Annotated in this window: 18 protein-coding genes and 2 pseudogenes; 10 read left to right on the top strand and 10 right to left on the bottom strand. The window is 58.9% G+C overall.

The window, feature by feature from the left end:
* Window positions 1-407: 407 nt before the first annotated feature.
* The 4 genes and pseudogenes from MOD31_RS10720 to moaA form a co-directional block, all read right to left on the bottom strand.
* A pseudogene (locus MOD31_RS10720) lies at window positions 408-581 on the bottom strand (IS481 family transposase); the annotation flags it as partial.
* A pseudogene (locus MOD31_RS10715) lies at window positions 568-741 on the bottom strand (helix-turn-helix domain-containing protein); the annotation flags it as partial. The pseudogenes MOD31_RS10715 and MOD31_RS10720, both read right to left, overlap by 14 nt.
* A gap of 276 nt (window positions 742-1,017) precedes the next feature.
* Window positions 1,018-1,284 carry a MoaD/ThiS family protein gene (locus MOD31_RS10710; protein WP_017200510.1) on the bottom strand — a complete coding sequence of 89 codons (267 nt, stop codon included), beginning with the start codon at window positions 1,282-1,284 and terminating at the stop codon, window positions 1,018-1,020.
* A 6-nt stretch (window positions 1,285-1,290) separates the two neighbouring features.
* Entirely contained in the window at window positions 1,291-2,409 is a 1,119-nt protein-coding gene (gene moaA / locus MOD31_RS10705) for a GTP 3',8-cyclase MoaA (RefSeq protein WP_031217253.1), read from the bottom strand.
* Window positions 2,410-2,632: 223 nt separating this feature from the next.
* Between moaA and glp the strand changes: the two genes are divergently transcribed.
* The 6 genes from glp (at window position 2,633) to MOD31_RS10675 (ending at window position 7,754) form a co-directional block, all read left to right on the top strand.
* Window positions 2,633-3,988, top strand: a complete 1,356-nt coding sequence (gene glp, locus MOD31_RS10700; RefSeq protein ID WP_082038922.1) for a gephyrin-like molybdotransferase Glp — start codon at window positions 2,633-2,635, stop codon at window positions 3,986-3,988.
* Window positions 3,985-4,491, top strand: a complete 507-nt coding sequence (gene moaC, locus MOD31_RS10695) for a cyclic pyranopterin monophosphate synthase MoaC (protein ID WP_031217257.1) — start codon at window positions 3,985-3,987, stop codon at window positions 4,489-4,491. Before glp ends, moaC begins: the two co-directional genes overlap by 4 nt.
* A gap of 112 nt (window positions 4,492-4,603) precedes the next feature.
* Window positions 4,604-5,071 (top strand): molybdenum cofactor biosynthesis protein MoaE, encoded by a 468-nt coding sequence (locus MOD31_RS10690; RefSeq protein ID WP_021474519.1) that lies wholly within the window; start codon window positions 4,604-4,606, stop codon window positions 5,069-5,071.
* Window positions 5,031-5,870, top strand: coding sequence for a molybdate ABC transporter substrate-binding protein (gene modA / locus MOD31_RS10685; protein ID WP_082038923.1), 840 nt, complete (start codon window positions 5,031-5,033; stop codon window positions 5,868-5,870). The genes MOD31_RS10690 and modA overlap by 41 nt, the downstream gene beginning before the upstream one ends.
* Window positions 5,845-6,708, top strand: coding sequence for an ABC transporter permease (locus MOD31_RS10680; protein WP_017200504.1), 864 nt, complete (start codon window positions 5,845-5,847; stop codon window positions 6,706-6,708). Before modA ends, MOD31_RS10680 begins: the two co-directional genes overlap by 26 nt.
* Window positions 6,705-7,754 (top strand): sulfate/molybdate ABC transporter ATP-binding protein, encoded by a 1,050-nt coding sequence (locus MOD31_RS10675; RefSeq protein WP_017200503.1) that lies wholly within the window; start codon window positions 6,705-6,707, stop codon window positions 7,752-7,754. The genes MOD31_RS10680 and MOD31_RS10675 overlap by 4 nt, the downstream gene beginning before the upstream one ends.
* Window positions 7,755-9,312: 1,558 nt before the next feature.
* Here MOD31_RS10675 and MOD31_RS10670 read toward each other — a convergent pair.
* Window positions 9,313-10,887: a glycoside hydrolase family 3 protein gene (locus tag MOD31_RS10670; protein WP_225740146.1), complete on the bottom strand. Its 1,575-nt coding sequence runs from the start codon at window positions 10,885-10,887 to the stop codon at window positions 9,313-9,315.
* A gap of 79 nt (window positions 10,888-10,966) precedes the next feature.
* Here MOD31_RS10670 and MOD31_RS10665 point away from each other — a divergent pair, with 79 nt between their 5' ends.
* Entirely contained in the window at window positions 10,967-11,848 is an 882-nt protein-coding gene (locus MOD31_RS10665) for a LacI family DNA-binding transcriptional regulator (protein ID WP_021474521.1), read from the top strand.
* A 322-nt stretch (window positions 11,849-12,170) separates the two neighbouring features.
* On the opposite strand, the gene MOD31_RS10660 is transcribed toward MOD31_RS10665, so the two are convergent.
* Together MOD31_RS10660 and MOD31_RS10655 are read right to left on the bottom strand one after the other, a co-directional pair.
* Window positions 12,171-12,476, bottom strand: a complete 306-nt coding sequence (locus MOD31_RS10660) for an antibiotic biosynthesis monooxygenase (protein ID WP_021474522.1) — start codon at window positions 12,474-12,476, stop codon at window positions 12,171-12,173.
* A 265-nt stretch (window positions 12,477-12,741) separates the two neighbouring features.
* Window positions 12,742-14,238: an APC family permease gene (locus tag MOD31_RS10655; protein ID WP_225740123.1), complete on the bottom strand. Its 1,497-nt coding sequence runs from the start codon at window positions 14,236-14,238 to the stop codon at window positions 12,742-12,744.
* Window positions 14,239-14,789: 551 nt separating this feature from the next.
* On the opposite strand from MOD31_RS10655, the gene MOD31_RS10650 reads away from it, so the two are divergent.
* Window positions 14,790-16,166 carry an FAD-binding oxidoreductase gene (locus MOD31_RS10650; protein WP_031217263.1) on the top strand — a complete coding sequence of 459 codons (1,377 nt, stop codon included), beginning with the start codon at window positions 14,790-14,792 and terminating at the stop codon, window positions 16,164-16,166.
* Between the two features lie 507 nt (window positions 16,167-16,673).
* Window positions 16,674-18,095 carry an APC family permease gene (locus tag MOD31_RS10645; protein ID WP_082038892.1) on the top strand — a complete coding sequence of 474 codons (1,422 nt, stop codon included), beginning with the start codon at window positions 16,674-16,676 and terminating at the stop codon, window positions 18,093-18,095.
* A gap of 55 nt (window positions 18,096-18,150) precedes the next feature.
* On the opposite strand, the gene MOD31_RS10640 is transcribed toward MOD31_RS10645, so the two are convergent.
* Window positions 18,151-18,735 carry a TetR/AcrR family transcriptional regulator gene (locus tag MOD31_RS10640; RefSeq protein WP_016359483.1) on the bottom strand — a complete coding sequence of 195 codons (585 nt, stop codon included), beginning with the start codon at window positions 18,733-18,735 and terminating at the stop codon, window positions 18,151-18,153.
* Between the two features lie 476 nt (window positions 18,736-19,211).
* On the opposite strand from MOD31_RS10640, the gene MOD31_RS10635 reads away from it, so the two are divergent.
* Window positions 19,212-19,778 (top strand): recombinase family protein, encoded by a 567-nt coding sequence (locus MOD31_RS10635; RefSeq protein ID WP_250820562.1) that lies wholly within the window; start codon window positions 19,212-19,214, stop codon window positions 19,776-19,778.
* Window positions 19,779-19,863: 85 nt separating this feature from the next.
* Here MOD31_RS10635 and MOD31_RS10630 read toward each other — a convergent pair whose 3' ends face one another.
* A complete protein-coding gene (locus MOD31_RS10630) occupies window positions 19,864-20,913 on the bottom strand; it encodes a YhcG family protein (protein ID WP_142940239.1) in 1,050 nt (349 codons plus the stop codon).
* 83 nt (window positions 20,914-20,996) lie between these two features.
* The gene (locus MOD31_RS10625; RefSeq protein ID WP_308196366.1) at window positions 20,997-21,998 is read right to left on the bottom strand and encodes a serine protease; all 1,002 of its coding nucleotides are present in this window, start codon (window positions 21,996-21,998) and stop codon (window positions 20,997-20,999) included.
* Between the last annotated feature and the right edge of the window lie 22 nt (window positions 21,999-22,020).

Here is a 22,020-nt window from a genome sequence, read left to right as displayed (position 1 = left end):
TCGCCGGGGCTTCTTGCATGACATGGAAGAACAACTCCATCGCACCATTTGTCGAAGTGCGCATAAGGAGCACCACGTCCGACATTCGGGGATAGACCGGGCAGAGGTGCGCAGGACAATGGTTCCATTTGAACGTCGTGAACCGTTTCATTAGGCACGTCTGGACGGGCATTCCTGGGTCCCTTGGGTTCTTTCCCGGCACAGCCTGTTAGAGCGCCGGTTAATTCACCAGCCGGAAGCCGCGGTGCGGCTTTGTCGCATGCCATTTGCGCCCGTCACCGGAGGAAGTAGCTTTCTACCCAGCACCCTCTGAGGAAGGTACGAGTACTGATACTCCTGAGGTAGACACCAAGCGAGCCTCTCTTGTTGGGCAACCATTGGAAGTCCACAAAAAGCCCCGGCAGCAACTAGTTGTATTGACCTGAGAGGTTGGTGACGCGGCTGGCTGGCGTCTGACCTTTGAGCGCAGTGGCGGCTCGATGGTGATTGTAGGCATGGAGCCAGTCGGGGAAAGCAGCAACCCGCTCGGCTTCTGAGCGGTAGGGGCGGATATAGGCCCATTCCTCGAGCATGGTGCGGTTCGGGTCCCTCCTCGAGGTAGCGCTTCGCCCAACGTTCAGCGGTCGGGACCGAGACCGGAAACCGCTCCGCGGCACGGCGCAGGCTCCAGCACTGATCAACAACGCACTGCGCGAGCTGCAACCGGCCACGAGGAGTGAGGAAAGCGTTAGGGTGGGACACGAAGACCTCCGTGTGTGGAAAAGGACTCTAGACAAGCCCCACTCCACCCGGAGGTCTTCTTCATGTCACCAAACCACGCCGAGCGTCACTAACGTCCGTGGTCAATACAACTCCAAAGATCACAGGCTGCCTCTTCATCAGGGCTAGGGTCCAAGTAGCTATCGACGATCCTTAACTACGGCGTCGTGCGTAAAGCAGGCCTTCAGTGGAGTTCACTCAGACAGTTACTCTCGGTAACAGCGAGGTGTCGGCCGGATGCACGAGGACAGAACCGGCTTATCCCCCAGCGAAGGGGGGCAGTACGTCAACCACGTCGTCCGGCCCCAGCACCGTCGCCTGGTTGCGGACGGCAACCTCATTGAGAAGGAAGCTGCACCGCGCCAGGATCCGGGGGAGCGGAGGAGTGCCAGCCGGAGGTTCCGGCCGCTGCACAGACTGGATGGCCTCCAAAAGCCCGGCCACGGTTGTTCCCTCCGGCAGGTCGAACTTCTCTTCCTCAAGTCCCGCAGCAGCGCGAGCGGCAGCGAAGTAACGTACGTTCATAACAGGTCAGCCTCCGATGGCGCTCATGCTGCGGTCCGGTTGGACGAAGTCCGGAGCGTCAAGTCCCACGTGGTCCATGCCGTGGGCCTTTGGCTTGAGCCACATCGCATCCTGCCACCGGCGAGCCAGATCATCATCGGAGGCGCCCGAACGCAGGAGCCCCAGCAGGTCGAACTCCTCCCGGGAGAACAGGCAGCTCATGATCTTGCCCTCGGCAGTAATCCTGGTACGGCGGCAATCGGAGCAGAACGGCTCCGTAACAGACGCGATGATGCCAACCGTCCCAAGCACGGGACCGAGCCCGGCACCGGACCCCGCCACCCGGCGTCGTACCTCAAACCGCTCGGCCGGGGCACCGTCCCGTGCCCGCGGGTCCGGGGTGAGGACAAAATCAGTGGACAACAGATCGCGGATCTCCGCCGCGGTAATCATGTTGCGCCGGGTCCAGCCATGGTCGGCGTCCAGCGGCATCTGCTCAATGAACCGCAACTCGTAGCCGCGCTCCACTGCCCACGTCAGCAGCGAAGGAGCTTCAGCGTCGTTGATCCCCCGCATCAGCACCGCATTCAGCTTGACCGGGCCCAGCCCGGCTGCCCACGCCGCATCCACCCCTGCCAGGACCTGGTCCAGGAACGGCCGACGGGTCAGCTTGGTGAAGGTCTCCTCATGAAGCGAATCCAGCGACACGTTGATTCGGGTCAGCCCGGCAGCCTTGAGCGGCGCAGCCTTCTTGGCGAGCCCCACGCCATTGGTGGTCATGGAAATCGGCAGCTCAGGATGGTTGCGGCGCAACTCCGCGATGATGTCCACCAGGTCGTGCCGCACCAGCGGCTCGCCGCCGGTAAGCCGCAATTCCCGGACCCCCAGGCGCCCCACGCCAATCCCGACAATCCGGACGATCTCCGAAGCCGACATCACCGCCTGCTTGGACAACCACTCAAGCCCCTCGGCCGGCATGCAGTACGTGCAGCGGAGGTTGCATTTATCCGTCAAGGACAGCCGCATGTCCGTGGCACGGCGGCCGTAACGGTCCACCAGCCCGACACCCGCGTCTGCAGACCGAGCGGCGGGCACGGACAAGCCTGCGCCCTCCCGGGGTTGCGGTATGCCTAGCTGGACAGTCATGAATTCAGGCTACGCGAAAGCAGGCCAGGTGCGTTTGTGCTGGAACTGACAATTGCGGCAGCCAGTTGTGGCAAGTAGCTATAGCCCGAAGCGCCGCTTTCCTGCTGGAATCATTTTGCACTCAGGAGAACACGTTTGCGCGGTGCGGCGGACGGAAGGCGCACACGAAAACAACAGAGTTTGCTTATCGTCAATAGCTTTGTCGGAAATAAATCAGGTTGGCATGGCCGAGCAGGACCGACAAAATCTCCCGAAGGCAGGACATGCAAAGGCAACCCGAAAGCAGGACATGCAAAGGCAAGAAGAGCAGCTGACCGGACTGGCTGGCAAGCGGCCCGGCGTGGGGACCATTGGAAAGTCACTGCCGGAACATGAACACCGAAGCGTTTCAGTACACAGGCAGGCAATCAGGGATGTTCTCTTTCCGCTGTTGACCCCACCGCGGGTGGAGCGAATACCTCTAATGCAAGCAATGGGACGCGGCCTGGCCGAAACCATACATGCACCGACAAACTTGCCACCCTTTACTAACTCCCAAATGGATGGCTATGCGGTTAGATCCCGCGACACAGGAGACGGCCAAGGAGGTTTGCGTGTGGCAGCGCCCATCCCGGCGGGCGCAGTACCGGCCCCATTGGCTGGAGGGACGGCTGCTCCAATCATGACGGGGGCTTTAATACCCGATGGAGCCGATGCTGTCGTCCCCGTTGAGCGCGCAGAGCCAAACCATTTCCCTCCTCCCGGTTTGGATGTGACAGTGCGGCTTCCTGAGATAGCCGCCGGAACGTACATCCGCAGCGCCGGCAGCGATATAGCTACAGGCGAATGCGCGCTGTCCGCTGGAACCGTTCTAGGCCCGCGTCAGCTTGGTCTGCTCGCCGCGTTGGGCATCACTGAAGTAGTTGTTAATCAGAAGTTGACGGTGCTGCTGGCTACCACTGGGGACGAGGTCCTTGAGCCCGGAGAGAAACTCGCCCTGGGCAAGATTTTCGATGCAAATAACACGCTCTTGCAGTCCTCTATGCTTCAGGCGGGGCTCAACGTCATCAGGGCCGGGATAGTCAAGGATGAACCGGGGGCTCTCTCGAAACTCTTGAGAAGCCATACCGCGCATGTCGACCTGATTGTGACCAGTGGCGGCGTGAGCGCTGGTGCCTACGAGCCCGTTAGACAGGCCATGATAGATCATGACGTTGAGTTTTCGCATGTAGCCATTCAACCTGGCGGTCCTCAAGGAGTCGGCACCTTCGAGGGGATTCCAGTCCTCGCATTCCCCGGGAACCCGGTGAGCTGCTTTGTCTCGTTTGAGATGTTCCTGCGTCCCCTCCTCAGCGAAATGTTTGCAGCGCCCACACCTCGACTCTCCTTCCGCGCCCCCCTTTCGCATCCCCTGACGTCACCCCCAAAAAAGCACCAGGTCAGAAGGGGCGTCCTCTCAGCGGACGGCACTATACGACTGGAGGGCGGCGAAGGTTCCCATTTGCTGGGAGCACTTGCACGCTCGAACGTTCTGGTGCACATCCCAGAGGGAATTTCGGAACTGGCCAAGGGATCGGAAGTGGAGGTATGGGCGGTATGAGGCTGGAAAGTTGGTCTCCAGGCCTCACCCACCTGCGAACGGACGGCACTGCCCACATGGTCGATGTATCAGAAAAAGTTGAGTCCACCCGGGAGGCGACAGCTACGGGAACAGTTCGTACAACTCGTGAAGTTCTGCTGCTGCTCACATCAGACGGATTGCCCAAGGGTGACGCCCTGGCCGTGGCCCGGATCTCGGGCATCCTGGCGACTAAGAAGACGTCCGAATTGATTCCGCTGTGCCACCCCCTGCCTGTTTCTCAGGCGACTGTCGACTTCGTGCTCGGGTCTGACAGGGTGCAGCTCTTTGCAACCGTGAAAACACGCGGTGTGACAGGTGTAGAGATGGAAGCACTGACTGCAGTGAGCGTCGCCGCTTTGAACCTTTACGACATGTTCAAGGCTATTGATAAGCACGCTGTTCTCACCGACATTCGAGTACTGGCTAAGAGTGGCGGCAAGAGTGGGGATTGGGACCTGGGAACCTCTGAGGAGAGAGCGTGACTGCAAACACCAGTGGACTTATCGGACGAGGGGACTGCCATCTATTGAGAGGACGGAAATGAGCGCTGTCCAGCCTAGGGGTACCGGGGAATCCGCCACCGGAGGGCAGTCAATGAGGCAAGCCTTTGACGTCGTCCATTCCGCGCTCAGCGATCAGCCAATTTCCGTCGACGTGGCCATTGCGGCTGTGGATTCACGTACGTCTGGAGCAGTGGTGAGTTTTTGTGGAGTGGTGCGCGATCACGACGGCGGCAAAGCAGTCGACCGACTTAGCTACACCGCTCACCCCACGGCACACCAGGCCCTAAGCGACGTCTTGGAAGCGGTTGCTGCCAAGTACTCGTTCAGTGACGAGGCGGAGGAAGGCGTTCCCGTGCGAATCTGGGCGGCGCATCGTGTGGGCGCACTCCAAATTGGGCAAGCGGCACTCGTTTGTGCTGTAGCCGCCGGACACCGGGGACAGGCATTCGCCGTGTGTTCGGAACTGGTTGACCGCATCAAGGAAGAGGTACCCATTTGGAAGGAACAGTTCTTTTCCGATGGAACCGTGGAATGGGTCGGTGCCGGTGTCGCAGGTTGATTTATTCCGCTTGTGCACCGGCGCGCTGCTGGCCGCAGGCGTCGTTGCAGCAGGACTGGCTGCTTGCGTTAACTCCACCCCGGACAAAGCCCCGAGCGCGAGCACGGACGGACGCAAAGCGGCCGCCAGCTCCGTGACGGTTTACGCTGCCGCGTCGTTGAAGTCGCCCTTCACCGAGATCGCTTCCAAGTTCGAGGCCGCCAACCCGGGCACGAAGGTTACGCTGAACTTCGCTGGGTCCTCAGCCCTGGTCTCGCAGATCACCCAAGGCGCTCCGGCCGACGTATTCGCCTCCGCCGACAGTAGGAACATGGACGAGCTTTCCGCCGCCGGCCTCATTGACGGAACGCCGACCAACTTCGCCACGAACGTCCTGACGATAGCAGTTTCGTCAGCGGACCCGGCATCGATTTCATCCTTCGCGGACCTGGCGAAGCCGGGCATCAAAGTTGTTGTCTGCGCACCGCAGGTCCCTTGCGGCGCCGCCACACGGAAGGTGGAAAAGGCTGCCGGAACGACATTGATGCCTGTCAGCGAGGAATCCTCCGTTGCCGATGTCCTAGGCAAGGTCACCTCCGGGGAAGCCGATGCCGGCTTGGTCTATGTCACCGATGTCAAGACCGCGGGCGATAGGGTCAAGGGCATCACGTTCCGCGAGTCGGACCAGGCCGTGAACACATATCCGATCGCCGCTATGGGCAGCAGCAAGAACAAGGAACTGGCCAATGCCTTCATCGCCATGGTCACCGGCAGCGAAGGCAAGAGGGTCCTCGGTGACGCCGGTTTCGGTGCCCTGTAGGAAACGCTGGACAGCCAGCAAGACAAACGGGCAGAACACCGGCTACACCGGTTTCCCGCCGTGGGTTTTCGCCCTCGCGGCAGCAGGAGGGCTGTTTGTCCTGCTGCCGCTGGCCGCGATGGTGGCCAGGATCAACTGGGGGCAGTTCATCCCGCTCATCACGTCGGAATCCTCGCTGACGGCGCTCGGCCTTAGCCTGCGGACGTCGGCTGCTGGCACGGTGCTGTGCATCGTCTTCGGGGTACCGCTGGCGTTCGTCCTGGCCCGTGCCAGCTTCCCCGGCCAGCGCCTGCTCCGGGCGTTCGTGTTGCTGCCCCTGGTCCTGCCCCCCGTCGTCGGCGGCATCGCGCTGCTTTATACTTTTGGCCGCCAGGGCCTGCTCGGGCGAACCCTGGAACTAGCGGGGATGCAGATCGCGTTCTCGACCACCGCCGTCGTCCTCGCGCAAACGTTCGTGGCGTTGCCGTTCCTGGTGGTCAGCCTCGAGGGTGCTCTGCGCACCGCCGGCATCAAGTACGAGGCGGTCGCGGCGACCCTCGGCGCCCATCCCACGACGGTGCTGCGTCGCGTCAGTATCCCGCTGGTCTTGCCCGGTATCGCCTCCGGATCCGTGCTGTCCTTCGCACGCTGTCTGGGCGAATTCGGCGCCACCCTCACCTTTGCCGGCAGCCTGCAGGGTGTCACCCGCACCCTGCCGTTAGAGATTTATCTTCAGCGCGAAACGGACGCCGATGCCGCTGTCGCGCTTTCCCTGCTGCTGGTGGCGGTGGCGGTAGCCGTCGTCGGGCTTTCCCGCCCCCGGCCCCGGCCGCTGGCGGAAGAGGCGGAATCAGAATGACCCTGGACTTCAACGCCTCGCTGCGCGCGCGCAACTTCAACGTTGCCTTCACAATGGAGGCCACGGAAACAGTCGCCGTGCTGGGTCCCAACGGGGCAGGCAAGTCGACGCTTCTCGGGATCCTCGCCGGGCTCATCCGCCCGGATAGCGGGAACGCCATGCTCGGCCGGAAACGGCTGTTCAAGCTCGACGGAGGCACTAACCACTTCCTGCCGCCTCATACCCGGGGAACGGCACTGCTCGCCCAGGAACCGCTGCTGTTTCCGCACATGAGCGTGCTGGAGAACGTAGCCTTCGGGCCGCGGGCGGCCGGCGCGAACCGGTCCAAAGCTCTGCAGACGGCACGGCACTGGCTTACAGAAGTGGAAGCCGCGGGGTTCGCCGATCGGCGGCCCGGCCAGCTCTCAGGGGGCCAGGCGCAGCGCGTCGCCATCGCGCGTGCCCTGGCTACGGACCCCGAGCTGCTGCTGCTCGATGAACCCATGGCGGCCCTCGATATTCACGCCGCTCCTATGCTGCGTCGCCTTCTGAAGCGTGTCCTAAGCAACCGCCGTGCCATCATCATCACGCACGATGTCCTGGACGCGCTCGTGCTCGCCGACCGGGCCATCGTCCTCGAAGGCGGGAGGATCACCGAGGAAGGCCCCACCCGCCGGGTTCTGGAAAAACCGCGCAGCAAGTTCGCTGCCGGACTCGCGGGCATGAACCTGCTCCCCGGAACCATCACCGGCTATGGGCTCACATCCGACGGCGGACTGGACATTACCGCGCATCCCGAGGACGGGGCCGTCCCCGGCCAGAACGGCGTCGCCGTCTTTTCGCCGACCGCAGTTTCGGTCTTCCCGAGCGCCAAGCACGGAAGCCCTCGGAACTCGTTCGCCGTGAACATCACAGAGCTGGAACCCCAAGGCGACCAGATCCGCGTCCACGCAGGCGGCCTGTCCGCAGACATCACCCCGGCGGCCTCGGCAGACCTAGGGCTCATGCCCGGGATGACCGTCTACTTCGTCATCAAGGCCACGGCCATAGCCGTCTATCCGGCGTAGCACACAAGACATGCAAAAGCCCCGTCTTCTCCCCGCCACAGTGCTGCTCCTATGCGATGGCGACACGCTCCCAGAGAGTACGCCTGCGGTGAGTAATGGCGCACAACACCGGCACTAAGCGCGGCAAGGTACGGCTATATCTTGGCTGCTGGTCCTTCCGTTTCAGACAACTGCCTTCAGAGAACGGAGTCGATCACTTCATGGTCTGCCTTCGCGGTCGCCGCAGGACCCGTTACTCCGCCGCATGAAAGCCCCACCTGCATGACCCTTAGCCTGTTAACGATCTCTCGGCTCCCTGACGGAGGCTTTGATGTCAGCTGACGGTGATAGTGCCCTTTTGCCGTAAAGAAATATTGATGGCCGCTATGAGAGGAAGGAGGCGCCGCGGACCTCTTCAAGTCGCACGGCTCGATTCCGACGTTCGGCGGAAAAACCTCAGGTGTCTCCGAATCCATCGAATTGAACGGCGCTCTCTCCGCTCCCCTTCAGCGGGGATGTAGAAGTCCGGATCTGTGCCCCCGGGAGGAAGATAGACCTCCTCACACGGCGCTGGAAACGACGTTGCTGGTTTCGTATCGTTAGAAGTCATCTAATCCTCCTTCGGCCCTCCCTGAAGAGCGTTCTTGATGAACCTGCGTTTCACAGGGAAATTCTGGTTGGCAATGCTCAACCTATGAACGCGCCCCCTCGACCAGTGATGGATTCACGATAGCCTCAGCGTGGCTGAGCGTCTTTAGACGCGTCCGTCATATTTGTCGTTCTGGCAGGGTCGAGGAACCCTTTACTTCCCGCCAGGTGCATGATATGCATCATTGCGGCAGGCGAAGAAAGCACCCTGTGCCGTGGCAAGAGCTCGTCACATCTGCCTTTTACGTGAGCTATTTATGGATTCTTGCGAGTCACCGGTTGGGTGAATAGGGGCTTCTCTCCCTGCCTTTGCCACTTGTTAACGCTTGGTTCCACTCCGGAGGCGAACTTCCCTGGACCCTTTTGGATACATCGGTGACCAGCTAGTTCGAACAGTGACTATCCAAGCGGACGACTTCCGCTACGAGAGAAGAATAATCATTGCAGGCACTCGACCGAACTCCTGGGTCTGACGACATTTCCAGCACCGTACCCGTGGAGTCAGCAGGCTGGAAAGATCACGCCCCACATCCCTGATGGCGCACGAGGTCAACGGGGACTGCTGGATGTGCCCTTACTACGTACTGACCCATTCCAAGATCAGTGACCAAGATCCCCATGTCGTTGCGTTGTGCGGCCTGAGCCACCAGATTGATGGCGGCATCAACTGCTCGCCCCTTTTCGGCACCCTCGGTTACCGTTACCTCAAGCATTCCTGGAGACCTTGAATCTTCGTTCCGGACAGTTGGGGCATCCTGCCTTCTCGGATCAGAAGCCCTGCTTTGAAGGTAAAGACCGTTGTTCGTGGCCCCCGGCATGGTAGATCCTTCTTGTCGTTGTGAGGTCGGCGGGTAATCAAACTTGCGTGATTCCTTTCGCGAGGGCCGTGCTGCCGTCAACGCCTAGCGGGCATTAGACGGGTTGGGAGAGGCTAACTGAGTGACGTGGGGGTTAGGCCCGCATTTAGCTTCAGTCCAAAGCCGGCGCGGAAGAGCGGAACCGCCATGTCGAACGGCACATCTTCCCGTGAGGCCTCGATATCGGCCATGGACGACGGAAGGTCAAAAGGAAGGCTTCCCCTGAACGCGGTACGTCCAGTAAGTGCATCCAGCAAAACCTCGTCGCTACAGCCAAACTCACCGATAATGGCTGACGCAACGCCGATAAATTGGGTGAGCACTGCCGGGCGTTCCAGGTATACCGCGAGGTAGACCGGGGCTTTTTTGGCATACGCGTCAATGCGCTCCACCGTCTCCTGGGAAAATTCGAGGGTCCCGCCATGGAAGAAGTCGCCGAGCGAGCCGCGACCGGGTTCGAAGGGCGCGTCAAGCCTCACCACAATGGCCTCAGCGTCCACGTCATTGTCAACGACAATTAGCTCGTTGCCTACATTTTGGGCTGACAACCCGTCAAGATACACACGGCTTCCGTGCCTAATGGGCAGTAAGGCCTCGTCTGCAGTGAGCAGCACCAGCGAATCTTTTTGAGCTACAACTCCTCTCTCGACGAAGACTGGCGAACCACACACTTCCAGGGTCCTTTCCAGATCCACACGCCGGTGTTCGAAGGCTCCCAGCCGAAATTTCTCACGCAGGAGCCGCAGCACTGATTGGTCGATGCGTTCTTCCGTTATGCGGCCGGAGTCGATGAGCTCCTCGATAAGGGCTGGGTTGCGGTCGCCACCAAACTGGTCCACGCCGACGTCTATTGCGATGGCAGCGCGTTCCTTCGGGTCGAGATGCTCAAGTCCCCAGCCATTTGGACCGAACGACAGCCCGCCGATCTGCTCTGCCTCAAGTAAATTCCAGTCTGTTAGAACGACGCCGTCGAAACCTAGTTCCTTTCGCAGGATGTTCTGTACAACAGGGGCATTGAATGCAAAGCCGACTTCTTCCCAGGATGTTCCCATCGGCTTCCCGTAGTACGTCATAACCTGCGATGCCCCTGCCGCAAATGCGCGCCGGAACGGGGCCAGATGCAGGTCCTGCATTCCCCCGGGGTACACCTGTTCCGGATATCGCGGATCGTGGGCGTCGTCCCCTTTGAGCTGAGGGCCTGCACCCGGGAAGTGTTTCACGACGGCAGCCACCGACTGCGGGCCCAGATGGGGCCCTCCCCGCAAGGCCTCAATGAACGCTGCGGTGAGCTCGGAGACGCGTTCGGGGTTCTCGCCAAAAGTCCCCGAACCGCGTGACCACCGTGGTTCACTGAAAATATCTGCCATAGGCCCGAGGAAGACGCGGATTCCCATGGCCAGCAATTCTTGGCGCATAGTGTCGGCGTAACTGCGGACGGTGGTAAGTTCTCCAGTCGCGGCGATTCCGGTGGTCTCCGGCCAGCGCGAAAGACTTCCTAGCGCCTGCCCGGTAAACGGATTACTACGGAAGCCATGCCGGGGGTCTGTCGAGAGGGTGACTGGGATAGCTAGCCGGGTTGCCCTCGGCAATCTCCTGTAGAGTATTGTGCCATTCCGCAACGGAGAGACTGTCTTCGCCGGCGAGCACATTGAAGTGGGTGATGCCGATGTTGCCAACGTAAAGTTCCGCAGCAGCGAGTAGGCCACCATCACCTGGCGTGGTTGATGGGTGAAACATCAAGGCCGCTTTTTCAGCGACTGTCATGCGGCTGAGCCGGTCGTTCGTGCTGCATTCAAAGCCGCCGCCGAAGTGGGCTACTACCTCATGGCCCATCCCGTCGCCGGCACTAAAGGTGGAGCCGCCGCGATTGTCGAGGCACTTGCCAACGTACCCACCGACGGCGTAATCGTAATCGGGGTGCCGGATCAAGATGGCGTGTGCGAAGCATGTGACCGCATCGCACTACCTGCTATCGCAATTGATGATACAAGTCGCACTGTCCGGTTTCCGACGATTTCTGCACAGAACCGGGAGGGTGCCCGACTTGCGGTCGAGCATCTGATTTCTCTTGGCAGACGGTCGATCGCGCTGCTGCGACCAAACATCGGAGTGGAGACGGACAACTGGGGTGACGGGCTGTTCATTGACCACCGCACCCTGGGTTACCGGGACGCCCTGGATTCGGCCGGAATTGCCTTCAACGAATCGCTGATTATCGACTGCACTGATCCCTTCAACGAAACACGAAAGCACTGGAGGGAACTGGAAGCCGAACTTTCGACAGGCGTCAGAATCGACGCCATGTTCTGCGCTGCAGACACTATGGCGGCTGCCGCCCTACGGACCCTTCGTGCCCACGGGTTGAAAGTGCCAGAAGACGTATCGATCGTAGGTTTTGACGATGAGCGCGCCGCCATCCTGGTCGATCCGCAATTAACCACAATCCGGCAGCCCTACGAAGAGATGGGTTGCTACGCGGTTGAGTTACTACTGCGTAAAATTCAAGGCGAACACGTCGATATCCGCCGCTACGAGTTCGTCACGGAACTCGTCCGACGATCATCAACTGACGAGCCCGAGAGATTAGCAAAACCTGACGGCACAACGTAATGACCCGAAACCCGTCGGGGTTCGGCAGGCACAGCCGGAGGGTATGACTGAGCGCCTCGCGGCGGTAGACGGCGGTCGTCGTGACACGTCGGACGAGTGCGCAGGGTGTTGCGGCAGGCTTTTAGCTTCTTTAGGACAAGCGCGAACTCAGATATATTGCAGTCTCGGTACGCGCAAAGTGGCCTATGGTTAGCCCCCTGTCGACTCTTAGAACCCAAACGATCACAGGCACGTCGAAATCCTGTTTCTGAACCGATTCCCGCCCGACAATGCTCGGCCCGATTTGAAGGGAAAAATACGGCTGGGGTCTTGGTTGGCCAAACTAGTTGCTGGCCTGGGCGCCCTCTATTACGTCGTACAGTGCGGTCTGATGGTCTATATGCTGTAGTTCGTCAAGCCTTCTCCGCGACGTGAGAAAGGCAGGATCCTCATGCCAAGCCTCCCAGTCCTGTCGGCTTTTCCAAGTCCCGATGATGACACGAGTGTTAGGTGCGTCAGAGGGGGCGAGCAACTGACCGGAGATCCACCCCACCCTATCCCGGGCTGATCTGAAGCGCTCTCGGATTAGTTGGTCCCACTCCTTCTCTGAGTTCGATTCAAGCTGCATAGTGCTAACGACGGTTATCATGCGACCTCCTCATAAGGATCCACCTCTACCACGAACGGTTAGTAGGTTCTTAAGGTTAGTTGCGGGCCTGTAAACGAAACAAGAGTGGCGCAGAAGGGAGTCGGTTTCGTAAGACCCGCTAAGGGATTCGGAATTTTCCCTTTTGCTGCGCCACAACCTTGGTCGTCCACCAGCCATAAAAATGCATCTACCGAGGGGACCCGCTCGACTTTGGAGCAGGTCCCCTCGATCATTGCCGAAAGAGCGGGTGCCTTACCGAAGTTTCTTACCGCTGTGCCAGCACTCGTTTCTTCTCTTTGGAACGGATAGATACTACTAAAGCGATGAGAAAGACCACGAACGTGCCGATCATGACGTACGGCAGTGCGTTCAGAGGTGCAGGACCGGGATTTATTATGCCGTTGAGGTATAGCCACAAAACAGTTGCTGAGGCTAATGCTGCTCCGACGTTGACGATGAAAGATCTACTGCCCTTGGTCCGGTTCAGTAGAATGGCGCCGCCAATACAAATGAGGAAGTAAGGGATCACCCAGAAATAGACCAGCAATGTCGCGATGTAGCCGTTGATTTCCAATGGGCTCGCTGGAGTAAGCCAAAGCAGCAAGGCTGGTCCGATCAATGAGGGAACCCCGATGAAAGCGATGGCAGCGCCGGGGCTTTTGTGTAGCTTGTTGACCTTGACTAGTGAAGATGGCAGGAGTCCATCGGATGCGGCGCTGACAACTACGCGGGATCCGTAGTTGAAGAATCCGATAAGGCTGGCGAAGATGGCTACTGCCAGAACGAGGTCGCTGACGTTGGACAGAAATCCAACGCCTGCCGCTTCTGCAAGTACTGCGTTGGGGGAGATGCCCAGGGCGAGTTTGTCGGCTGCACTAACAAGGGTCGGTACCTGAATCACCGTGCCGGCCAGATAGAAGAGACCTATGCCGACGGGAATGACTATGATCGCGCGGGGGATGTTGCGGTTGGGGTTTTTGGTTTCGGCGCCGAGCGCGGCGCTGCCCTCGAAGCCGATGAAGTATGCCGAACCGATCGCCAGGCCCTGGAGGAAACTGTTGAGCGTGAAGTCGTTGAGGCTGAACTGTCCCGCCAAGTCGACGTTTCCGCTGAACGCGGTGGCTATCGTGATGACCAGCATCACCGGCAAGGAGATGACAGTAAGAATAACGCTGGATCGGACTGAAAGGTCAATCCCCCGATATGCAATGGTCATAGCTACCAATGTTGCTACCACGTAGATCAACAGTTGAATTCCTGGTCCCGCCGCGTTTGCGACCCCTACCGACACTAGGAAACTTCCAAAAAAGACCCCCACTCCCACGATGAGCGACATGATCGCGACAATGTAGCCCGGGATCATCGCGGCGGCGATGACGAGGGTGCTCCATGAACCGAACGCGTGGCGAATGTAGGAGTAAAGCGACCCGGTTCCAATGAAGCGTCGGGCGAACACGGTAATGAACAGGCCAATGAGGGTGAATGCCACCACCGAGGCGGCCATCGCCAGCCACGAGGACCGCCCGGAGTAAGCGGCAAGGTATGCCGGCACTTGTGCCAGACCTACAGCTGGAACGAAAGAGGCTATAGAAAGGCCCATCACCTGACGTCCGGTTAAATGCCCTAACTGCAGGCCAGGGTTGGCAATATCACCCCCCGTCCTGCCTGTTTGGGGACCAACGGCCTCTCGCTGGCTCTCAGAAGAAGAAACTTGCAATGCAATACGCCTTTCAAATAGCTCGAGGAGCCGTTTGGCCACCATACTCGAGGTTTCGACAGCAGATGGTGATCGACTGCGAGATTTGGGAAAGTGCCTTTTCGTCCACCTTCAACACATCCTCCCGGGGAGTCCTCCATGACTCATTAGCACCCCGAAGGAAGACCGGCCTAGGCGCCGCGGCCTTGAATGCCCAGCGAGCAGATCGCCCGCCCTTTGCAGCCCTGCCTGCTTCTGTTCAACTGGATGCCTGCCCTCTATAACCGCAGCATTCGCTACACGGCGAAAAAGCGCTGACGTAAAGTTGTCGTGCTCCCCCACCAAAGACCAAGGGAAGCCGCTGACTCATGATCTTCTTTTTTTTGGGCAAGGAATCGCCATAGACGGCAGGATAAAATTTTTCCATCATTTTGACTGGACATGGCCTTGACAAGGACAAGTGTCCATGTCAGGGACAAAGTGCGATGTGTTCCGGCCCCCCTAGTCGCGCAAAAAATAAACCCCATTGACATGGACAGCTGTCCATGTATCAATAGGGTGATCACTCTCTCGAAGACGAGAATGCTGATTGTCAGCAGACAAAGGAGTTGGAATTGGTGTCATCAAAACTAGCCACCCCCCTTAGTATTCAAGGTGAAGTTATTTACCCTGATGACAGCGGATTTGATGCCATCGCGAATATTTGGGACGGCCGTCATTTGCAGCGGCCGTCGCTAATTGCCCGGTGTCTGAGTGCGGGCGACGTTGCAAAGTCCATCCGCTACGCATGTGACAACGGCCTGGAGATCTCGGTTCGATCCGGTGGCCACAATCCGAATGGCTATGCGACCAACGACGGTGGCATCGTCTTGGACCTCAGACTCATGAACAGCATCCACATCGACACCGCCGGGAGTCGCGCGCGGATCGGGGGTGGCGTAATCGCTGGCGATCTCGTGAAGGAGGCGGCCAAATTCGGTCTAGCGGCAGTCACCGGCATGCATCCCAAGGTCGGGTTCTGTGGACTAGCGCTCAATGGGGGCGTCGGCTTCCTCACCCCCAAATATGGTCTCGCCAGTGACAATATCTTGGGAGCGACTCTGGTGACCGCAACTGGTGACGTTATCTACTGCTCTGATGATGAACGCCCGGAATTGTTCTGGGCGGTCAGAGGTGCGGGCCCCAACTTCGGTGTCGTCACAGAGGTCGAGGTCCAGCTCTACGAGCTACCGAGGAAGATGCTCGCCGGATTCATTACCTGGGCCCCCTCGGTCAGCGAACTCGCAGGGCTCCTGACATCCCTCCTTGATGCGCTCAATGAAATGGCGGATCACATCTACCCCAGCGTTTTTGTCGGCGTGGACGAAAACAGGGCACCTTCCGTTACAGTATGCGTGGGGCACCTCGGAGGGCTCGATATCGCTGAACGGGACATAGCACGGCTTCGGAGTCTGGGTCGGACGGTGTCCGATTCGATCGCCGTCCGATCATATGACGAGGTAGTGGCTCTTAACGCTGAGGTGGGCAGTTTCGAGGACGGAATGTCCAATCTCTGGATCGACCGGGAGATCGCGATGCCGAACGCTCGTTTCGCCGAAGCGATTGCAGGCAATCTTGACAAGTTTGTTAGTGAACCCGCAAGCGGAGGCTCCGTCAAACTGGAGATCGAGGGAATGCCGTTCGGAAACCCCAAGGGGACGCCCGCTCGACATCGCGATGCGATGGGCGTGCTGGCCCTGGCGGAATGGAGCGGGGCGGCTCCTGGAAGTGAAAAGTACCCCGAGTTGGCACGTGAACTGGACGCCGCGCTCCTTCGCGCAGGCGTGACGACTTCTGGGTTTGGACTGCTAAACAACAACTCAGAGGTCACAGCAGAGATGGTCGCCGAAGTTTATAAGCCGGAAGTTTATTGTCGTCTTGCGGCAGTCAAAGGTGAATACGACCCTGAGAACCGTTTTCGTCACAACTACAATATAGATCCCGAGGGATCTTGAAACAGCCCCACCGCCACTGCACTGACTGCGGGTGCTTTGACGGATTAAGAAGAAGTGGGAGCTACGGGAAAACTATGCCGTCTCCTGCGATGCTGAACGCAGTTATACCGCTGGCCATGCACACCATTGAAACGCCCTAGCTAGTGTGATCATTTAAGCGCGAGGAGCGACCTTCACTGAAGGTAAGCCATAGTGCCGGCTAACTTTGCCGTTCAGGCTTCATTACCCCTGGCACAACCTGCACGGAACGGGCTACCAAAAGCTGTAGCGTTTTGGCATCTGAGCAGCGTCTGACCTTAGAAGCATGGAGAGCCCGGCCGCAGATGTCGCCGTTTCAGATCTGGTGGCTCGTCTTGTGAAAGGGACCGTGCATCAGATCCTGTCTTCTACGACTGACGGCAGGCCTCCATGCGGGTGAGCGGCGGGTAAGCCCTGCCGCCGAATGGCGCGTCGCACTTGAGCTGACTAAACAAAAGCTTTCCCCTCTACATACAGAAGGTGATACCTATGTCTGAGTCCTCGTTAACTCTTCCTGGGCGGAAGGGCCTGCGGGCCCGCGACACCGTTGCTATGTGTACACCCCTCTTGAACGTCGTTTTTGTCGTCGCTGGGTCAACGGCCGGGGCACTCGGCATTTGGGGCGCCGCAGTGGTGTGCATTGTGCTTGCCGTGGTATCACTGTTGCAGAACTATCTTTTTGCAGAAATGGCTGCAATGTTCCCCGGCAAACCAGGTGGGGTCGCTCTGTTCGCAGCGGAAGCCTGGAAACAATTCTCTCCATTGCTTGCATCGGTTGCCGCGTTTGGCTATTGGTGCGGCTGGGGGCTGTCTCTGTCTCTGGCTTCTTTGCAGATCGGTCAAATTGTCACAGCGCAATGGTTCCCCGCAGCCACGAACCTCGACGTTAATCTGGGTATTGCCTCCATAGGTCTACCCCAGATACTGGCGGCAGCAGTTATGATCACGGCCGTGGGTGCCAACCTCTTGGGACTGAACGCAACCGTAAACCTGAATAAGGTGGTCGCCGCGGCCATGGTCTTCGTCCTGGCGGGATTGCTCGTACTGCCGGTGTTCTTCACTGAATGGTCGACAGCGAGCTTCAGCTTTAATCTTCTCGGCGAAGGAAGCAGCGTAGTGTCCGTGCTGGTTTGGATGTACGTGGGTGCTTGGTCGATTTACGGCAGCGAGCTATGCGCCACTTTTGCCCCCGAGTACCGCCGGCCCGTGCGTGATGTCAAGCGTGCGCTCAAGACCATGGCGATGATTTATATTTTGGTCTACGCACTTGTACCGGTAATCACCGCCGGCGCGATTGGGGAGCAGGGAGTCGTCACCGATCCGGTGAACTTCGGTGTCAATTTCTACTCGCAGATGCTCGGTGAGCCCGCAGGCGGAGTAGTAGCGGTCATTCTGGTTGTTGCCACCTTTGCCGCACTCTTGTCTTCTTCGGCGGATGCCTCCCACGCTCTCAAGGGCCTTGCCCAGGAGAAGCTGACCATCAGTCAGCTCGCACACACGAACCGGCGGGGTGCTCCATCTGGCGCATTGGTCTTCACACTGGTCGTAAACCTCGTTGTGCTCTTCTTTGTGGGCAACATAGTGGCAATTATTATCGCCGCCAACCTTGGCTACATGATTTCCGTTACCCTTGCCACGGCCGGCTTCCTGATCATGCGCAAAACTCACGCTCACATTCCGCGCCCCATCAAACTGGGACGTTACTGGGTCCCTGTCGCAGTCGCGGTTACAGCTTTCAACGCAACCATCCTCATAGCCGGCGCATTCAATCCGGGTCTTGCCGCCGGTGGCCAGGGAATGGAAATCCTCATCGCCCTCCTCCTACTTCTTCTCGGCGGCCTGTTTTACTGGGTCCGGTGGCGCTTCCAGGCAACTAAAGTTGCTGATTACAAGAGGCACTCGGCCCAATAGCCTGAGCGGAAAAAGACGTCGGCAGAAAGGGGCGCATCCCCATAAGGAGCAAGGGTTATAGTCCTACCCGATCGAGGTATGCATCTACGAGGTTGTCGCAGAGGTCCTTGTGGCGAGGGTCGGATGGGTCGGCAAAGTACTGAAGACTGCATCCATCCATGATCACAATCAGCGCCCTAGCAACGTTTCGAGCAGCTATGGTCTGCTTCTGTCGCTTTGCGGCGGCGACCAGCAGTTTTGAGATTTCCTTTTCGTAGTCGCTGTAAACGGTGCGGGACAGATCACCGTGATGCGGGTTACGCTTCGCCCAGATCCCTATTTCAAATTGGGCCAGGATATTCAACTCGTCTGAAACCATCTGGGCCCAAAACAAGTCCATGACCCGATGCGCGATAGCTCGAACGTCCTCCGAGCCGTCGACCACGCGCGGAATGGACCGGACCAGTTGCTGAAGCAGCTCTGCGGCAGCTGCCTGCATGAGCTCATCTTTGTTCGTGAAGCAAACGTGCACGGCTGCTAGAGAAGCCTTCGCTTCGCTGGCTATCGTTCTTAGGCTGGCACTTTCGACTCCATCCCGCCTAATTACACGAATAGCTGCGTCGATGAGCTGTTGGCGACGATCCACCGTGGAAATACGCAACTTGTCTCCTTGCCCCTGGACTCAGGTCTACTCTAAATGCCGTAGCGGTCCCATGAGGGTAGTCGCCCGGTTGGACCGTTCTGGTTTGGCCTCACAGCAACGCGGATCAATTGAGGGAAGTAAGCGTTCGGCGTGTAGCGGAGACGGTGCGGCATCCCAGGTGGCAAGTCCACAAAGACCATTCGGGCTGAACTTCCGGGGTGACCTCACAAGTGAGTGCTAAAAGCCCTGGAAAGCCAGTATCGGGACTCCGCGATTCTGCCCCTGCCTATTGGTGCGCCTGCACCGAAGACGATGGTCAATCCGTATTTGCAAGATGAGGAGCTTTCCGGCCGAATCGTGCGCAGAAAACCGTACACCCCAATCTGACGTCAGACGGCTGGCTTATACTCGTCAGAATAGGCTACGGTTCCGCTTTTCTTGACACTCGGTGTGGAGGTTCTTAGATTCAAACCTGACACGGAGTAGGAGATGCCATGGCTGGACAGCGAATCGGGTATGTACGAGTCAGCACCTTGGACCAGAATGAACAACGCCAGCTCGATGGAGCGGTTCTCGACAGGATCTTCCTTGATAAGGCCTCGGGCAAGGACACCGCCCGCCCTGCGCTGACAGAAATGTTGCGCTTCGCCCGTGAGGGAGACACTGTTGTAGTGCACAGCATGGACCGGCTGGCACGGAATCTGGATGACCTGCGTTCCGTAGTCAAAGCGCTCACCGGAAAAGGCGTGCAGGTGGAGTTCGTCAGGGAGCACCTGCTCTTCAGTGGCGAGGACTCCCCTATGGCGAATCTCATGCTCTCGGTCATGGGGGCCTTCGCTGAATTTGAACGCTCCCTGATCAAGGAACGCCAGCGAGAAGGCATTGCCTTAGCCAAGCAGCGAGGTGCCTACCGCGGGCGCAAAAAGACGCTTACACCCGAGCGGGCCACCGAGCTGGTGCAGAGGGCAGCCGATGGAACACCTAAATCGGTCCTCGCGAAGGACTATGGAATCAGCCGGGAAACGGTGTATCAATACCTCCGCCAGGCCGACCGTTCCTGATCTGCCATCCGTTTCTGACTGCTGACGTACGCAGACTACTACCCAACATATGGGTGCTTATCGGCGTTGCGGGCGTTCGGAAAGCTCAGTCTTCTGGTTCTATGCCGGGTTCGGCCCATTCGAGTGCTGCCACGACGTGGCCTTCATTGGGCAGGACACGCTTCTCGTCTGCCGGGAGTTTGTCGTAGGTGTAGGCAGCGACCGCCATCGGTGAGGTTGAGCGGCCGAGGCTGTAGCGTACGCTGCGTTCGTTCTTGGCGCCACAGATGAGAATGCCGATTGTTTCGTTGTGGTGCTCGCGGCGGAGCATGTCATCGACGAGGGCGACGTAGAAGTTAAGTTTGCCGGCGAACTCTGGCTGAAACTTCCCTGTCTTGAGTTCGATGACCACGTATCTGTTCTGGTCCATGTGGAAGAACAGCATGTCGACGTAGTAGTCGTCGCCGTCGACGTCGAAGTGGACTTGCCGCCCAACGAAAGCGAATCCTGGTCCGAGTTCGCGCAGGGTTTCGGTGATTCGACTGGTCAGAGCCAGTTCCAGTTCGCGTTCAGCGACCTCCCCCGACAACCCCAAAAATTCGAAGTTGTAAGGGTCCTTCGCGATTTGTTGGGCAAGCTCGGTGTCTTGCGCAACAAGCTGTTGCGCGAAGTTGGACGGAGCTGCACCGGTCCTTTCAAGGGTTCGGTTCATGATCATGTTCAGCAGGACATTCCTGGACCACCCGTATTGGACGGCTGCTGCAGCGTACGAATTACGTTTTTCCTGTGTGTCCACCTTGTCCAGCAGGACAGTGACGTGGCCCCACGGCAATTGCGCAACAGCTTGTTGCGCAATTGGTCCGCCTTGCCAGGCTCCGGCGAACGTGGTCATGTACTGGATGTTGCGCGGCGAAAGGCCTTTCATCTCCGGGAACTCTCTGCGCAAGTCCTCGGACAGCTTCTTGATAACTCCGCTCCCCCAGCCCTGCTGTTCCTGCTGCCGCCGGACGCCCTGGCCGATCGTCCAATACAGCTCGATCAGCTGGGTGTTAATGGTTCGGAGCGCCGTCGTCCTGGCTGCCTTGACGGTCGCTTTTAGGTCCTCGAGCAGTTCCACGTAGCCAGCGGGCAGGTCCAGTTCGCGCGAGTCTGTCATCATTCCACCCTAATGCGAGCCACCGACAGGCACGGTGGACTCAATTGTCCAGACGCTGTCTGGACAATTGAGCCTACGGGTTTCTAGCAGGCGGTTGGGTCGCCGAAAGGCAGGGAGGTGCCGGCGATGAGCCAATGTGTTCCGTCCCAGTGCATTGAGTACCGGATCTTCCAGTTCGAACATGTTTGGCCGGTCCCGCGGTAGGCATCGGCCGCGTTCTGGATGGTCTGAAGATTCACATCGGCGTTCAGATCGTCGGCTGACGGCGTGCCGGTGACATCAATGACCTCAGCTTTCGTCCAGTAGGAGGAACCGAGGTCCTTGCTCCATGTCGAGGCGTCCCCGAAAGTGGCCTGCAGCTCGGGCGTGAGGAGTTTGAAGGCTGCTGTGTAGGCGGCTCGATTGATGCCTTGACCGTGAAGGAGCAGGCTTTGGCCTACGCTGCGGGCTTGGTCATGGTCTGCCGAGACGGTAAAGGGAAAGAATCCGGAACCTGGCGCCGGAGCGTTTCCGCAATCCTTGAACGCCACAGGGGTGGACCTGGATTTCCACTCGTTGACGGCCGCGGCAACACGGGGTGCGGTTACCGCGTAGGCGATGCCTTCGGCCCTGGTGTACTCATCAAATTCGATGGTTACAACAATGCCGGCTACCTGGCCGTCTTGGGTGATGAGTGGTCCTCCGCTGTTGCCATGGTTGATAGCAGTGTCTGTTTGGATCAGGTTTCGGAGAACCCGGTCCCCTATGTCCTGTTCGGTGTCGAGGGCGCTGACTGTTCCTTTGGTGAAGGTGAACGGGCGGCTCAACGGGAACCCCAGGGCTGCTACATCGGTCCCGACCGGGGGCTCGCTGCTTCTGAGCTGAAACTGATGGCCTTGGATCGGCCGGTCGGTTCTGACAAGAGCGATATCCACTACATCATTCGTGCCAACAACGGTGGCATTCACCGATGTTCTCCCGAAGGCTACGCTGATCGAGGTAGCATCCTGGACAACGTGCGCTGCAGTAACCACCAAGTCAGGTTCGATAAGAAAACCAGTTCCTGTACGCCAGGATTCACACGTCGTGACAGAGAGCTGGCCCACGCCGGGCTGGACATCAGCAACG

Source organism: Paenarthrobacter sp. TYUT067 (assembly GCF_023656375.1).
In the GTDB taxonomy this organism is placed as follows: domain Bacteria; phylum Actinomycetota; class Actinomycetes; order Actinomycetales; family Micrococcaceae; genus Arthrobacter.
Note: the sequence above shows the minus strand (reverse complement) of the source record. Positions and strands in the feature narration are given on the sequence as shown.